We start from the raw sequence: 15,229 nt of genomic DNA on the forward strand, positions 1-15,229 counted from the left end.
GCGATAATGGCAAAGATTCCGGTTTATCAAAGTCAGGTAGGGATTCGCGCTGGCGGTCCATCACCGGTCAATCTTCCAACCGAAAGCACCGATACAAAACTTTTGCAGAGCGGCGTTAATTCTTTCGCTGATGCTGCTATCAGGCTTCAGCAGCAGCAGAATTCTGTGCGCGGAACGCAGTACATGACGGATTTCGTCAATTCGCAATCAGCTCTTGGGCAAGATTTGAATAATGCGCAGAACCAGTCAAAAGATGGGATAGATTACATTCCTGCCGCCCAGCAACTCATCAAGCAGCATCAGGATGATTTCTTTTCCCAGCATCCCGGGCTTAGTGACACGGAGAAACAGGACTACACATTACGGTGGGCTCAGTCTCGTGGTCAGCTTGAGAATCAGGCTATTAACTGGGGACAGGCTCAAGCCAAACAAATTCAAGTTTCCAATCTGAATGACAGCGCTTCAGCAGTCGGCAATGCGATCCTCCAAGACCCTAACGCCGCCAAGTCATTGGCCGTTGCTCACTTGCAAGCCATTGACCAGAGCGATCTCGACCCAGCAACCAAAGCAGAAATAGCAAGCAGGTCGCGCAACATGTGGGCGCTGTCTGCTGCGCAGTATGGTATCCAGAAAGATGCACAACATGTTATTGACCAGCACGGCACGTTTCAGGCCGCACAGTCAACCGGTGCGGCTGACGGGTCAACGCTTCCATCTGACTCACCTGGGGATTTGGCTACCAGGCAGAATAACCCGCTGAACATCCGATTCTCCTCAGATAACAACTGGGCTGGAAAGGGTGGGGATAATGGCAGTGGATTTGAGCAATTCGACACTGCTGATCACGGGTTTCGCGCCGGAATAAAATTGATGCGCCACCACATCAATAACGGCAATGACACTCTATCTTCGCTTATAAACAAATGGTCTCCTGCGGGAGACAACAATAATCCAGTTCAGTATGCGCAATTCGTTAGTCAACAGACCGGGATCCCAGTTGATGCGAAGTTGGATCCAAACAACCCACAGCAGATGACAACCATTGCGAAGGCCATGGCTAACCAGGAAGGCTATAACGCACCGGTTAGCGATGATCAATTAGGCAGAGCATGGAACTCTCAATCAGACCCCAACCAACTAGCACCGGGTGTTCCTTGGGGGCAGTTAAGCCCGCAACAGACGAACAGCGTTATCAACCAGGCTCAGGCTAAGGTTGACCAGCAGAACACGCAGCGCCGCATGCTGATGCAGGAACAGATGAGAAATGACTCAGCGTTAATTGAGTCTGGCAATCCTGTAGCAAACCCTATTGGTCATGAGCAATGGATGAGCACCGCTCCCCATGATGCAACGCCGGAAGAATTGACACTTCTGGACAAGCAATATCAGCAGTATGCATTGCTCAATCAACTCCAGCCCATTTATTCCGACATCAATACAAAGTCGGCAGGGGAGGGGCTGGCTTCTGTTCAGAGCATAAAGCCAGACGGAACTGAAGACGATTTTGCTTTTAGGCAGCAACGTTATCAGCAAGCCGTACAGAAATATCAGCAAGTGATAGGCGCTCGCGAGAAAGACCCCGGCGGCTGGCTGTCTCAGAACTCTCCAGATGTTAAGGCTGCATATCAGGTTTATCAGCAAGACCCTTCTCAGGGCGCTCAGTTGGCTCAGGCAATCATGGTCGATAAGTCGCGCTTAGGAATAAAAAATAAGGACATACTCCCAGACTCATTAGCCGACGGAATCTTGCAGCAAATCGACACCAGTAAAGAGCAAAGCGTCACGGCTATTCAGAATGTTGCTGGTCAGTTTGGTTCCTATGCGGATCAGGTTATGCAGCAAGTTCAGAAGAAAGCGGGGCCAGCTCTGCAAGTCGTTATGGCTACAGGAAATCCACGCTCAGCTAATGCGTTGTGGCAAAACCGTAACGTGAAGACGGCAGATTTAAAAGAGGCCATCAACACGAATAATAAAGGTTCATCTGACAATGCTGATACCGAGTGGGCTGGTCAGTCGAGTGACTTCGCCTCAACGATGGTTCATCAGCCTGGCGGTGTTGGGGTATGGAATAATTTCAATGAGCAAGGTAGGCGACTAACGTATCTCAATATCCAAAAAGGAATGAGTCCAAATGATGCGGCCAAACAAGCCTATCAGGATGTTCTTGGCTCTCAGTACCAAACGCAAGGCTCCTGGCGTTTGCCGGTCAAATATGGTTTGGACTTGAGTGATGTGCGAGATGGTGCGAGCCATTATCTGGATAACATTCAGGCAGATCAAATCATGGCTCTCCAAGGCGATCCACGGCTGGGCGACGAGGTAAACCGTCAGCAAAGCCTTTCTAGAATCAAAGATAGTGCGGATTGGGTAACCAATGCTGATGAGACAGGGCTTCTACTTACGCTCAATGGCCTTGTGGTTAATGACAAGAACGGCAACCCAATTACGCAAAACTTCAATGATCTTTCGAAACTGGGTCAGCAGAACCGAGGCATCTTTAACTCTGTGGGCAAGTTCTTATCTACGCCGACAAAATTTGATGCAGACAAAGGCGGCATGACGCCAGAGCGCGCTTTGTTCGGCGATAACTTCCAGAAAGGGGTGCAGCGTTGACGATTTACACACAAGACCCCGGGCAGGGGATTAACCAGCCAATAGGTAACGCCCCATCCGGACTTGGTGAATCGCTCTCCGCTACGTTTGTTCAGGGGTTAGACGAGGGGCCATTTAATTCATCACTGAGAATGAACAGGGCTTATGGTGAGTTGAATGACCCTGCGTCAGCCATGGTTCCTAAATCACAAGCTGATGCCACGTTAAAGCAGTACGGCGTAAAGAGTATCAACATTCCTGATGAGGGCGTTACTCAGACCTATCTTGATAACGTTGTTTCAAGCAGGAAGGATACGTTAGCAAAGCAACAGATCGCTTCAGCAGCTCCATCAGGTTTTGTTGCCACACCGCTAAATGTTTTGGCTAATCTGGCGGGAGCAATGGCAGACCCCGGCAACCTGGCTATCGGGTTAGTACCTTTCGCGGGGGAAGCAAAGGCTGCAACATTGCTCGGAAGGGCTGGCGAGCGTTTCATTCAGGGTGCCGCAATGGGTGGCCTGCAAACAGCTGTAACCTTGCCAACCACGGCCATGGCTGCGGCAGCCGAGGGGGATGACTTCACCCTTGGCAACGCGATGGAGAATCTGATTTATGGCACCATTGGTGGCGGGGCTCTTCATGCCGGTGGCGGCGTAATCGCTGATATTGTTCGCGGGAGGCGCACTCCTGCAACTACCGAGTCACCACTTGAAACATCTACCAGAAATGATATTGGCAATCAGCCTGAAGTTTCCAGTAACGCCGCCCCTTTAACTCGCGAAGTTACACAATCAGATACTGCCACACCATTCCTTGATGAAACGATTGCGAAAGAAGCCGACAACTATGCCTACAGCAGAGCATACGATGACGTCATTCCTGATTATCAGCAGTCCTTGAATGAGCTTCAGCAGGGAAAGGTTGGTAATGTTGCCGACCTTCGATCGGAAATGGCAGCCAACGAACACGCGGCAAGTCAGTTGGATGCAACACTTCAGTCGAGAACAGCACAATACCAACAGCAGAGGTTGAAATACCGCGAGGCGCGTCAGCGTGCGTTGTCAGACATAGAAGGCGAAAAGCAATCGCTAAATTCCCGCAACGCTGAGATTCAGCAGAAATTGGATGGCAATGCCGCCGCAGAAAAAGCGACCGGTGAGTTAGCGGCAATTGACCGCGGCGAGATACCCGATGCACTTGCGAAAAACATTGATGAGCGTGCCGGGCAAATAAAGTCAGGGCTTCAGCAAACATCCCTGGCAAGAGGAGTTAAAACTGCCGCACAGAAAATTGATTCCGCAAACTGGGTGCAAAGAGAAAACGCTTTTCGTGCCGGACTCTCTCACATGCTTCAAGGTAAATCGCCAGACATCGAACCATTCTTTGACCTCACATCTCCGGAGCTTCGCGAATCCTCTATGGAACAAATTCGTAAAGGCCCAAGAAGTGATGCAGAGCCATCAACGGCAAACGCAAGCAAAGAAGCGGAATCTGATTATCAGAGAACAAATCGTGAAGATGCAGATCTGCAAAATGCTCAGGAAGACTTCGAAGCAGAAATGAACCTTGCTCGTAGCCGGGTTGATGAGTTGGACTCAGCGGAGCTTCGTGAGGCGCTGGGAGAAATTCAGAAACAAGCTAACGATGAAAGCCTTGTTAAAGGGTATCAGGAATATGCAGCCTGTATGCTCAGGAGAATGTAATGGCTAACCAGTTTCTTACCCAGTGCGAACAGGCAGTAAATAAGGCCGCAGGACGCGAACTTTCCGAGCAGGAAATGGAAACTTTGGTTCGCGATATGGAGACCACAGTAAAGCGCATTCGGGCAGAGAATGAAGGCATTTCATTGGAAGATGCTGCCTTGCGTGCAGCTAATGAACTGGGTAATCAGGAAAAGCTTGCGTCAGTAATTGAGGCAAGAAACAAAGCTTTGAACACTCGCATTGCGGCTGAAAGGCTTTCATTTCTGCGCAACAGCTTCCCTGACAATCCGGATATCGGGCTATCGGCAATTCTTGTTGGGCGCAACGAGGCCAGAACTGGCAGCCGCGCATCTGTATCTTCAGAGCAATTTCAGCTTCGTTCAAAATATCTTTCAGGTCTTAATTACGATTTAGAGCAGGCTGATGTTCTGAAGTTTTTAGCGGCGGGAACCAATGATTCAGAAGTCGCTGATGCAATGTGGAAACTCGGGAAGGGTGAGCCTACTTCAGGGCTGCGTGCTGAGTCAGTTAAGATTGCTGAAATCATCACAAAGTGGCAGGAGTCATCTCGGATAGATGCTAACAAATCAGGGGCGTGGATACGTAAGATGCCAGGGTATATCGCCCGCCAAGGCCACGACATGATGAAGATTCGCGCTGCCGGTTATGATGTATGGAAAAAATCTATCCTGCCGAGATTAGATCCAGCAACTTTCGACGGCGTTGCTGACAGGGATGCTTTTTTGCGTAACGTTTACGATGGGCTGGCATCTGGGGTGCATTTGGCTTCTGAGAAACCTGACTGGATGAAAGGCTTTAAAGGCTCACAGAATATTGCACGACGAACCAGTCAGGAGCGCGTCCTGCACTTTAATGATGGAGTGGCATGGCACGAGTACAACCAGCAATACGGCGTTGGTAGTCTGAGGGAGGCAATATTTGGCGGACTGGAATCATCCGCTAGAAACACAGGCCTTATGCGCGTTCTGGGAACCAACCCTGAGAATATGCTCAATTATCTCGCAGATAGCATTTCTAATGATTTGCGCGGCAATGAGAAAGGGCTGAGAGCATTTACTGACGCGCGCCGCAGCCAGATCAAAAGCCAGATGGCGGAAGTTACCGGCACAACAAATATCCCTGGGTCAACGGCTCTTGCAAGATTCGGATCAACCACCCGAGCTGTGGACTCAATGATAAAGCTCGGTGGTGCGCTTATATCGTCATTCAATGACCTTGCAAGCAATGCGCTGGAGTTGCGCTATCAAGGGAAGAGCTTCCCGCAGGCGCTGACAGAATCTATTCAAGGCAGGCTGAAGCGTTACTCCGCCCCCGAGCAAAAGAAGATTCTAAGTTCACTTGGCGTTTATGCTGACTCAATGCGTGAAGAGATTCTTCAGCGCTTCTCTGGTGACGTAACGTTGCCGGGGAAAGTGTCACGACTTCAGCGACAGTTTTTCAAGTTGAATGGCCTGAACTGGTGGACTGATGCGTCCCGCAACACTACAGCCACCATGATATCCCATTGGCTTGCTGACAACTCAGGGTCGCCGCACGCGACGCTTAACGGTGATTTGAAACGAGCGCTCGACCTTCATGGCATCGGTGAGGCCGAGTGGAACATATACCGGCAGATGGATTTGAACGGCTCTGAAGGGCGTAAGTTCATGACACCTGACGGCATCGATTCAATACCCGATGATGTCATTGCCAAATACGTTTCAGATCGCAACGTCAACGTGAATGAAAAAAGCCTACAGGCAGGCAGGGAACAGCTTGCCGACAAGTTGCGAGGCTATGTGCTTGACCGCGTCATGGTTGCCATGACAGAGCCAACAGCACGCACACGAGCATTAATGAAACAGGGAACTCAGCCTGGAACCGTTGAAGGTGAATTGCTTCGGTTTATAGGCCAGTACAAGTCATTTACCGCATCATTCATGCAGCAAGCTTTAGGCCGTGAGGTATTTGGCCGAGGCTACACACCAGTACCAATAGGACAAAGTCGCTGGGGCAGTCTGACAAATGCACTGTTCAAAAGCGGGAAGGGTGAAATGGTGGGGCTTGCGCATCTGTTTCTCTGGATGACCACCTTTGGTTATCTGTCGATGCAGACGAAGCTAATGCTGAAAGGGCAGACTCCACGCCCTGCGGATGGGAAAACATTCCTTGCTGCGGCAGCTCAGGGTGGAGGCTTGGGGATTTTCGGTGATTTTATGTTTGGCGAGGCTAACCGTTTTGGTAATGGGCCAGTAAGTTCTCTGGCCGGTCCAGTGGCTGGAAACCTTGATGAACTGGTGACACTGTTCCAGAAGGCGCGCTCCGGCGATGCTAAGGCAGGCGACGCATTCCGGTTCGGTGTTGATCACACCCCATTTATAAACCTGTTTTGGGCGCGACCGCTGCTGAACGGATTAATCCTTAACCAGCTTCAGGAGTCAATGTCGCCGGGATCACTAAATCGCTATGAGCAGAACATCAGGAAGAATCAGGGTAATGATTTCCTGATCCCCCCTTCACAATTCATGCTCGGCAGATAAGTCTATTTAAATGTCCGCCAATCCAGACAATGAAGGACATTGAGTAATATGCCCAAGCAAACAGCAATACCAGCGAAGGCCCCACCAGAAGCCCCCACCAGTAGAGATATGGAATTGAAATAAGCGACATAACTACCGCAACAATTGCAGTTATCTCTACATCTGAAGACTGAATATTTCTCATCACACCTCTTACCGCAGATTACCTGTGGTGATCACGCTCGCCCGGAGAAAGGCAGATGACTGTTTCATCCACCCAAAGTTACGTCGAGTATAACGCAGACGGTACGACCACGGCTTTTACCATTCCCTTTTATTTCCTGCTTAACAGCGACATTTCAGCAATGATCTCCGATTCATCAGGAAATATCAGTGAGCCGGTTAATGGCACTGATTTTACCGTCACTGGGGCAGGAGACAGCGGAGGTGGGTCGATCACTTTCGGCACTGTTTCCGCGACAGGGAATACCATCCTAATTTACCGAAACCCACCAGTCACTCAGGAAACAAAGTACTACGAGAACGGCAAATTCCCAGCTTCTTCTCACGAAGCGGCGCTGGATAAACTGACCATGCTAATTCAGGAATATGGTTGGCGCTTCGACACATTATCTCTGAAAAAACCCAGCATCTTCGCTAGCTATTACGACGCCCTCAATAATCGCATCAGTAACCTCGCGGACCCAGTCACTGATACTGATGCGGTAAATAAACGATACGTCGCAAGCCAGGTGGCAGATTTCAAGGATTACGTAGATAACGAAATTGCAGAAGAAGCCGGAGAACGTCAAGCAGGCGACTTAGCTTTAGAGCAATTAATCAGTGAAGAAACTACTGCCAGACAAAATGCAGATGCGAATATCCAAGAGCAACTTATCGGCAATGTTCCTCTGGAGGCATCAGCATTCTCACCTATCTCTTGGCATAAACAAACAATAGATAACAGCGTTGAAATTCCAGACAACATGAATGCTTGGTCATTCGGTCCAACCATGACGATATCAAGCGGTCAGTCGGTCACCATCCCAGAAAATAGCTACTGGACGATTGCAGATGGGCAACTCGTGTCAGCATCCGGAACCAACGTCGACTACGGCGAACTTTAAGGAATCAACATGGCAGCATCATTGCAGTTAAAGGGCGGCACTGCCGCGAAAGTCGCAGCTTACACACCGCTCGCTCGTGAAGTAGTAATCGACACTGAAAACTATCGGCTTGTTATCGGTGATGGGACAACCGTTGGAGGTAAGCCTTTGGCTGTTTCATCGGCTGCAACATGGACAACCGCAAGAACACTTTCATTCACAGGGGCAGCAACTGGATCTGGAAGCGTGGACGGGTCTACAAACGTATCAATCGCACTGACTCTTGGAGCAGTAGACCTTGGCGTACTTCCTTAAGGTGAGCCCATGGCAAATTCTATTCAGATAAAAAGAGGCGTCACGGCAAAAGTATCAGCCTATACACCGTTATCTGGTGAGTTGGTTCTTGATACTACAACTAACAAGCTTTACGCGGGAGACGGTACTACAGCAGGCGGCAATCAGATTGTAGCGAGCAAGAAGGGCGTGACTGACGCATCAAGTGCGTCCACAGGAGAAGTTGGCGAGGTTATACAGGTAACAACAACAGCCACCGCAAATGCTTCCTCGGCAGCGGTTAATGCCGCACAAATAACTTTGACGGCTGGTGATTGGGATGTCGGCGCGGTGATTAAGCTTAACTCTTCGTCGGCGCCCTACAGTGTTTTTGTTGCAGGACTTAATACTTCATCCGCCACACAACCAAGCTTTCCTAATGCAGTGCAATTAAATTTGCCCACAAGTGCAACAACTCAGCAGGCTCCTGTCCCATCTGTTCGGTTTAATGTTTCTGCAAGCACCACCATATACCTTGTCGCCCTCGCAGTATTTGCATCCGGAACATCAACAGTTGATGGATATATCCGCGCGCGTCGCATTCGCTAAGCAAAGGAAATAAACAATGAGTACATTAGTAGTCGATACGCTGAGAACTAATGACGGGTCAACGTCAGTGGATGTTAATAAAATACCCCAGTTCATAAATGCAGAATACTTTGGCGTAAAGTTTGACGGAGTGACTGATAACACAGCGTCGCTTCAACTAGCTCTGAATGAAGGGCGTAAGATTCTACTCCCAGAAGGCGTGGGTATTACTGGCCCTCTGACATTTATGCCAGGGTCTGGTTTTATCGGAAGAGGTATAGGGAAAACCACACTTAAAGCGGCTACTGAAAATCAGGTTAGAATTATTACCATCACAGGTTCTGGCTGCTCTGTTGATGGTATCTCTCTTGTAGGTAAAGGCAACACCATTTATGGTGACTGGAGAAACGGCCTACTCTCTGTTGTAAATGCCACAGATTTTGAAATACGTAATATTCAGATCAACACTGCGCCGAATTTAGGAGCGATGTTTTATAATTGCTCAAAAGGAGTTAAGCGTGGAGTGGTAGAGAACCTGACGGTTATTAATACAGGATGGAAAGGTATTGTAGTCTTCTCTCCATGTTCATCGATTGACTTTTTTAATATCGAGCAATCAGCAAGCGCTGGAAATCATGGTTTTAGCTTCGACCCTTACATTTGGAGCACTCCGATTGCAACTGGCAGCGTTTCAGATATACATATAAATGGGCTGTTCGCACACGACAATACGAATGGGTTTGGCTTGTTTACATTCGGTTTGTTTGCCGGAGGTACGAGCTATGATGATTTTTATTACACATTCACCGAACAGATGGTATCTAATTCAACTTTTCAAAACATCAGGCTTGATAAAAATGTGTCCGGGGCAATTTTAGGAGGCTCAAGATGCAATTACCATAATATCGAGGCATCAGGGAATGGTGGCTCCGGAATGGTAATTAATGGTTATAAATGTAATTATAATCTTATTAACTCATTTGGTAATGCTGTGTATGGCATTGATATGGGAGGTGCCACTTACTGCAACGTAACAAATATAAACCTTAGTGGAAATAATCCCGTTGGGGACTTCTGCATTGCGCTTAATGTTGGTGGGTGCGTGGGTTGCGTCGTGGATGGAGGGGTTATTGCAGGCAATGGCATTAACAATTCAAACTGCACGGCCATTGTTCTCACGGGGAAAGAAGGTGACGGTACTTACGCATATACTCAGAATGGCGGATTTAACCGAATTACAAATCTTTTCTTACAAGGTAGTTCTAATCAGTATGCAATCAGAGCGTGGCGCGGGGATGCCTGTAGTGTAATAGAGAACATAACCATGAGTGGCTTCACTACGACTACAGCCGTTCAGGATAGAACCATTAATACCAATACGCCCGTTACTATTAGGAATATCACGGTGCCCGCTGTTAACTACTCTAATGGGGTGGTCCTTGCGTCGGCTTCAACATTATTGGTTCCTGACCATGCAGAATTTGCATACATAACCGGATCAACTTCAATCACCTCAATAAAAACACAGACCCAGAATGATTTTACCGGAAAGGTAAATGATGTTTTAGTGACTAATGTGGGTAGTGGATATTCACTGAGCGACACCGTTAGTTTCTCCGGTGATGGCTCTGGTGCTACAGGAACCCTCGATATCGGAAGGGGGACTGGGGGTGCTATTGTCTCAGTCATCGTGAATAATCCAGGCAGTGGTTACACCAGTAGCTCGGTGAGCGTAACATCATCAACGGGATCTGGATTTTCGGGGAACGTAATTATTGGGTCAGTAAACTGCAAAGAGAGAGTGTTAACTATTTTCTTTGAGTCTGCTCTCACGATTAATGTGGCTGGGATGAACAGTTCATTCGTTGCCCAAGCCGGAAGTACATTAACTCTTAAGAGAATGCAGAACGGATCGTGGGCTGAGATATCTAGGGCCTATTGATTTTTTTATGGCGGCTTTGGCCGCCACTGTTATCTCCTGAAGCATCTTAAGCACAGAGCTATCAATAATAAGTCTGAAATAAAGAACACTCTAGGTCTCTCTGCATAAATAGCAGGGGAAAGCCCAACCATGACAACAACAGTCATTCCACCAATAATACAAAACAATCCATAACGGAAAAACCCAGAAAGAAAAGAGTAATAAATAATCGTAACGGCAATAACCATAGATATCAGGTATTTTACATAAGTAGAAATGCCACCTATTTTGTCAACGGTTAAAGCATTAAAATCCGTGTTATTGAATATGAAATTCAATGGGTAGATTTTATTTGCAACAAAGAAAATAGCCATGAAAGCGAAAAAGAATGAAACGTATCTGCGTTCACTTATAAAATTTACGTTCCTATTAATTAAAGATGATGCGACTATCGCCACGCAGGAAAAAAACAATAAGTAGTTATTTCCTGCAAGGGTGTGGTTAGCATATGTAGCGAACCCGTGGCTGACCTTGTCAAGCAAGCTAAAGTCAGTGAACTCAAGAAGGAAGTTTTTCTCCACTTCGAATCTCGAAGCGTTCCCTGGTGATGAAAGCCAAACAATAGAAGATGCGATGGGCAACGTAAAAAAGATTAGATGATGCCTGATGTTAGTTTTTTTTATTATTGCATTTAATATTTCATAACCAAAAAATACGAAGAATAAAACTGCTATCTGTTCATTGGAGACTGAGTATGCCATTAGAATGGATGCCGCAATGGAGCATGATTTTTTTCTTTTATAGTATAAAACAATTGAAATCACTGCCGCCGATATAGGAAGGAGGTAGTTGTAAAAACCTGCAATCCAAAGTGCCGCATCATGGAATACATTTTTATTAATGGTGCAAATTGCCAGCAAAGTACAGATGGTTATCATCCATCTATTTCCTTTTGGCAGTGCAATTCTCCCGACAGCCCAAGCCGTTACTAGTGCAGATACTGGTATCATGCACTTCCAAAACAAACTCATCCCAATGGTTAGCACCATTATAGCTTCAATTGGAGATCTCCCAGACCATGTCATATATCTATCATGAAGGAACGCAGCTAATGACGTTTGATCTAGGGCATGCAGAAAATACTGGTCGTCATCAGTCGGTAAAAGATTGACTGATGTAAATAATCTTAAGAAAAAAACCGCCATAATAAACAGCGATAATAGGGTAATATTTTTCTTAAAAAAGTTAATTATTGCAAACATATTTTCCACCGAATAAGCTACCGCTTTCACTTTCAGCGATTATTTGTATTTCAAATTTTTTATCATGAATATCTTTACTGAGAACCTGACTAGATGAGAATCTAGCCACGGATTTTTCGGGAACTCCTATGGCTTTGGCAACATCATAACCACGGGAGCTTTGCGTATGATAGCCATTTTTATTACCTGGAGAGGTGATATAAATTCGTTTTAAAGTAGTATTGTTTTTTATAGCAGCCCAGCCACTAACAAATAAATTACTTTTACTGATAATGCACGTATCAACATGCATTGAAAAATCAGTATTGCTGTATGATATATCACCATCAGGTACGGGGCGAGTTCTGTTGTCGTTTAGATAAAGTGCAACCGTAGCTGTCAAAGCAAGAAGTATAAAGAGAATATATAAATATCTTTGGTTCTTCACCATTACCAAATCCTTAGTAGTTGCCAGCGAAATGCTAACAATATTAACATCTTGATATTAATATTGCAGATGGTATTAGTCAATCACACCAATCCCCTGCCAAAGCTCTCATGGTGTTTAATGCTCACCAAAAACACTGTGATTATTATGCATGCATAACCAGTGCTTGCGTAGGACGCACGATAGCGGATGGAAACTTTCATGCTGAAGAGTGAGTGATTAAGCCTTATCAATCCAGTCAGCCCACCACTGCATCATCTCGCGGCGTTTATCTAAGTACTGAGCATGGTTATATATGCCACGAATGGAATTCTTGTCTGAGTGCGCCAACTGGCGTTCTATCGCGTCATGAGGCCATTCGTTTTCATTTAGAATGGTACTGAACTGATGCCGGAATCCGTGACCACTAGCAAGCCCTTCAAATCCTATTTGGCGAATAACCAATAGCACTGCGTTTTCACTGATTGGCTTCTTTTTATCGTTTCGCCCGGGGAATACGAAATCAGATACTGGCTCTGTTATTGGTTTCAGCTTTAAAAGCAAGTCAATAACCTGCTGTGACATCGGGACTATATGCGCCTTTCTTGTTTTCATCACTGCGGCATCTATGGATATAAGCCTTGTTTCGAAGTCGACGTTCTCCCATTGCATTGACCGGAGTTCTTTAGTTCTAAGTGCCGTGTACTGCAAAATCCGAGTGGCAGCCAAAGAAACGACGCTTCCAGAAAATGCCAGGAGTGCTTTATTGAATCCGGGTATCTGGTCGGCTGGCAGGAATGGATAGTTCTGCTTACGGTATCCTTTCATTGCATCGGCAAGGTCAGGTGCTGGATTGTATTTAGCCCTGCCGGTAACAATGGCGTATCGGAATACCTCGCCGCATCTCCTCCTCGCTTTATTAGCCCTTTCCATAGCCCCGCGCTCTTCAAACCTCCTAATGACATACAGAAGTTGCATTGGCTCTATGTCGGTGATCTTCTTGCTGCCAAGATAGGGCAGTATGTCGTCTGCGAACATCCTTGAAAGCTCTAAAGAATACCCCTCAGACCAAACCTGCCTTTTGTGTTCGAACCACTCTTGGTAAATGGAGCCAAAATCATCAGTAACGCCTTTATCCTTCTTGGCCTTTACTGGGTCTACACCTTCAGATAATCCCTTCCGTGCTTCATATGCCTTGTCCCTTGCTTCCTGCAGGGTCATGTAAGGATATTTACCCACGGTTAAAATCTTTTCTTTACCCGCCAGTTTGAAGCGCAACTGCCATACTTTTTTTCCGGAAGGCGGGATGTAGAGATAGAGCCCATTGCTGTCGAGCAGTCGGTAAGGCTTTTCTTTCGACTTGGCTGCATCTATCTGCTTTACGGTGAGCATGGGTAAAAATCCGGTGGGTAAATTTATTTACTCGTTTTTTACCCGCTAAAGAGTGTGGCTGTCAACGAACCATTGCGAACTATGGCGGACTACTAGCAAAGATGGTATCAGGTATGGCGGGGTTTTAGCGGACTAAGAAGAACTGGGATGAACTGTGAAATGGTGTCCCCTACAGGAATCGAACCTGTAACTAGCCCTTAGGAGGGGCTTGTTATATCCGTTTAACTAAGGAGACACGGACGCCAGTGGAAAGCGCCCGCGTAGTATACCCGTTTTTCTCTCAATAATAAGGCGTTAGCCTGCCGTTTGGTCGTTTCGTCGCCAGTTCTGCGCTTTTATCTCTCTTCACGGTTTCGCCGCTTCCTTCTTCGCGGCTTCCTGTTCTGCCTTTTTAACTTTGGCTTTCTTCTGATTACTCATGTCGTTACGGATTTGTGCGTGGCTGATCAGCGCAAAGATAAAGGTACCGCCCGCGATGTTTCCGGCCAGCGTCGGCAGGGCGAAAGGCCAGATGAAGTCAGTCCACGGGATTGCGCCGGAGAAGACCAGATAGAGGACTTCCACTGAGCCGACCACGATGTGTGTCAGGTCGCCGATCGCCACCATGTAGGTCATCAGCATAATTACCCACAGTTTGGCGGCACCTGCGGAAGGGATCATCCAGACCATGGTGGCAATCAGCCAGCCGGAAACCATGCCGCCGACAAACATCGCGCCAGGGCCTTTTTCCATAATTTCCATGCTGATCTCGTGAAACGCTTTGTCGGTCTCCGGATCAAAAAATGGCACCAGATGAAATGCCAGCGCTGCAAAGCCGCCGCCGATGATATTTCCGATCAGCACCAGCCCCCACAAACGCAGCAAGAGCGCGACGTTTTTGCCGGTCAGTTTTTGCATGACGGGCAATACGGCGGTGACGGTGTTTTCGGTGAACAGCTGCTGGCGCGCCATGATGACGATAATGAACCCGACGGTATAACCGATGTTTTCGATAAAAAACCGTTCGGGCGAATCGGGCAGCCGGGCGTGAAGAATGCCTTTCGCCATCAGCGAAGCACTGATCGAAAGCCCGGCGGCAATCGCTGACCAGAGCAACGCCTGTCCGTCACGTTCCAGCTCTTTCTCGCCTTCCATACGGATAACTTCATGCACGGCGGCCGCTTTGGAGGGCAGATTCTCTTCACCGGTTTCGATTTTCTTGCCCTGCGAATGCTCCTCGCTGTCAACATCGGTGCTGCTCTCATGCTTTTTATCGTCGCTCATCGTTCTCCCCCGAAAAAAAATCAAAGTGATAAAAAAGTACGTCATGCATAAGCATAGGCGAGGCCGGGAATTTATGAGCAGATATACAAATAAGTTACAAATCGTTAACCCATGAACCTTATGGGTCATTTTTGGGGCAATGTCTGCGATATCAGACTTTTCTGGCGGGCGTTTATATGTAATAACGTACCGCTCCCTAAGCTG

The 15,229-nt window shown here is 47.3% G+C and carries 11 protein-coding genes and 1 tRNA gene; 7 read left to right on the forward strand and 5 right to left on the reverse strand.

All coding sequences use genetic code 11. From position 1 onward, the window contains the following. Nucleotides 1-6: 6 nt before the first annotated feature. The 7 genes from M2403_RS10175 (at nt 7) to M2403_RS10205 (ending at nt 10,723) form a co-directional block, all read left to right on the forward strand. On the forward strand, nt 7-2,613 hold the full coding sequence (locus M2403_RS10175) for a hypothetical protein (protein WP_259229076.1): 2,607 nt from the start codon (nt 7-9) through the stop codon (nt 2,611-2,613). Then, nucleotides 2,610-4,295: a hypothetical protein gene (locus M2403_RS10180; RefSeq protein ID WP_259229077.1), complete on the forward strand. Its 1,686-nt coding sequence runs from the start codon at nt 2,610-2,612 to the stop codon at nt 4,293-4,295. Before M2403_RS10175 ends, M2403_RS10180 begins: the two co-directional genes overlap by 4 nt. Next, a complete protein-coding gene (locus M2403_RS10185) occupies nt 4,295-6,835 on the forward strand; it encodes a hypothetical protein (protein ID WP_259229078.1) in 2,541 nt (846 codons plus the stop codon). The genes M2403_RS10180 and M2403_RS10185 overlap by 1 nt, the downstream gene beginning before the upstream one ends. Before the next feature lie 239 nt (nt 6,836-7,074). Further along, nucleotides 7,075-7,941: a phage tail fiber protein gene (locus tag M2403_RS10190; protein WP_259229079.1), complete on the forward strand. Its 867-nt coding sequence runs from the start codon at nt 7,075-7,077 to the stop codon at nt 7,939-7,941. A 9-nt stretch (nt 7,942-7,950) separates the two neighbouring features. After that, nucleotides 7,951-8,235: a hypothetical protein gene (locus M2403_RS10195; RefSeq protein WP_259229080.1), complete on the forward strand. Its 285-nt coding sequence runs from the start codon at nt 7,951-7,953 to the stop codon at nt 8,233-8,235. Between the two features lie 9 nt (nt 8,236-8,244). Continuing rightward, complete coding sequence (locus M2403_RS10200) at nt 8,245-8,802, forward strand: hypothetical protein (protein ID WP_259229081.1); 558 nt, start codon at nt 8,245-8,247, stop codon at nt 8,800-8,802. A 16-nt stretch (nt 8,803-8,818) separates the two neighbouring features. After that, nucleotides 8,819-10,723 carry a glycoside hydrolase family 55 protein gene (locus M2403_RS10205; protein WP_259229082.1) on the forward strand — a complete coding sequence of 635 codons (1,905 nt, stop codon included), beginning with the start codon at nt 8,819-8,821 and terminating at the stop codon, nt 10,721-10,723. A gap of 29 nt (nt 10,724-10,752) precedes the next feature. Here M2403_RS10205 and M2403_RS10210 read toward each other — a convergent pair whose 3' ends face one another. The 5 genes from M2403_RS10210 to M2403_RS10230 all read right to left on the reverse strand — a co-directional run bounded on the left by M2403_RS10210 (nt 10,753) and on the right by M2403_RS10230 (nt 15,025). Further along, on the reverse strand, nt 10,753-11,994 hold the full coding sequence (locus M2403_RS10210; RefSeq protein WP_259229083.1) for a hypothetical protein: 1,242 nt from the start codon (nt 11,992-11,994) through the stop codon (nt 10,753-10,755). Continuing rightward, nucleotides 11,948-12,394 carry a hypothetical protein gene (locus M2403_RS10215; RefSeq protein WP_259229084.1) on the reverse strand — a complete coding sequence of 149 codons (447 nt, stop codon included), beginning with the start codon at nt 12,392-12,394 and terminating at the stop codon, nt 11,948-11,950. The genes M2403_RS10210 and M2403_RS10215 overlap by 47 nt, the downstream gene beginning before the upstream one ends. Nucleotides 12,395-12,610: 216 nt before the next feature. Beyond that, on the reverse strand, nt 12,611-13,762 hold the full coding sequence (locus tag M2403_RS10220; RefSeq protein ID WP_259229085.1) for a tyrosine-type recombinase/integrase: 1,152 nt from the start codon (nt 13,760-13,762) through the stop codon (nt 12,611-12,613). Nucleotides 13,763-13,922: 160 nt separating this feature from the next. Further along, nucleotides 13,923-13,997 (reverse strand) — tRNA-Arg (locus tag M2403_RS10225). Nucleotides 13,998-14,107: 110 nt separating this feature from the next. Continuing rightward, on the reverse strand, nt 14,108-15,025 hold the full coding sequence (locus tag M2403_RS10230; RefSeq protein ID WP_152324426.1) for a formate/nitrite transporter family protein: 918 nt from the start codon (nt 15,023-15,025) through the stop codon (nt 14,108-14,110). Between the last annotated feature and the right edge of the window lie 204 nt (nt 15,026-15,229).

The sequence above is a fragment of the Rahnella sp. BIGb0603 genome (assembly GCF_024808755.1).
GTDB lineage: Bacteria > Pseudomonadota > Gammaproteobacteria > Enterobacterales > Enterobacteriaceae > Rahnella > Rahnella contaminans.

Excerpts from the sequence above, each read along its gene's own strand:
- M2403_RS10195 (WP_259229080.1), top strand. The coding sequence starts at position 7,951 with ATGGCAGCATCATTGCAGTTAAAGGGCGGCACTGCCGCGAAAGTCGCA.
- M2403_RS10200 (WP_259229081.1), top strand. The coding sequence starts at position 8,245 with ATGGCAAATTCTATTCAGATAAAAAGAGGCGTCACGGCAAAAGTATCA.
- M2403_RS10220 (WP_259229085.1), bottom strand. The coding sequence starts at position 13,762 with ATGCTCACCGTAAAGCAGATAGATGCAGCCAAGTCGAAAGAAAAGCCT.
- M2403_RS10185 (WP_259229078.1), top strand. The coding sequence starts at position 4,295 with ATGGCTAACCAGTTTCTTACCCAGTGCGAACAGGCAGTAAATAAGGCC.
- M2403_RS10190 (WP_259229079.1), top strand. The coding sequence starts at position 7,075 with ATGACTGTTTCATCCACCCAAAGTTACGTCGAGTATAACGCAGACGGT.
- M2403_RS10205 (WP_259229082.1), top strand. The coding sequence starts at position 8,819 with ATGAGTACATTAGTAGTCGATACGCTGAGAACTAATGACGGGTCAACG.
- M2403_RS10215 (WP_259229084.1), bottom strand. The coding sequence starts at position 12,394 with ATGGTGAAGAACCAAAGATATTTATATATTCTCTTTATACTTCTTGCT.
- M2403_RS10175 (WP_259229076.1), top strand. The coding sequence starts at position 7 with ATGGCAAAGATTCCGGTTTATCAAAGTCAGGTAGGGATTCGCGCTGGC.
- M2403_RS10230 (WP_152324426.1), bottom strand. The coding sequence starts at position 15,025 with ATGAGCGACGATAAAAAGCATGAGAGCAGCACCGATGTTGACAGCGAG.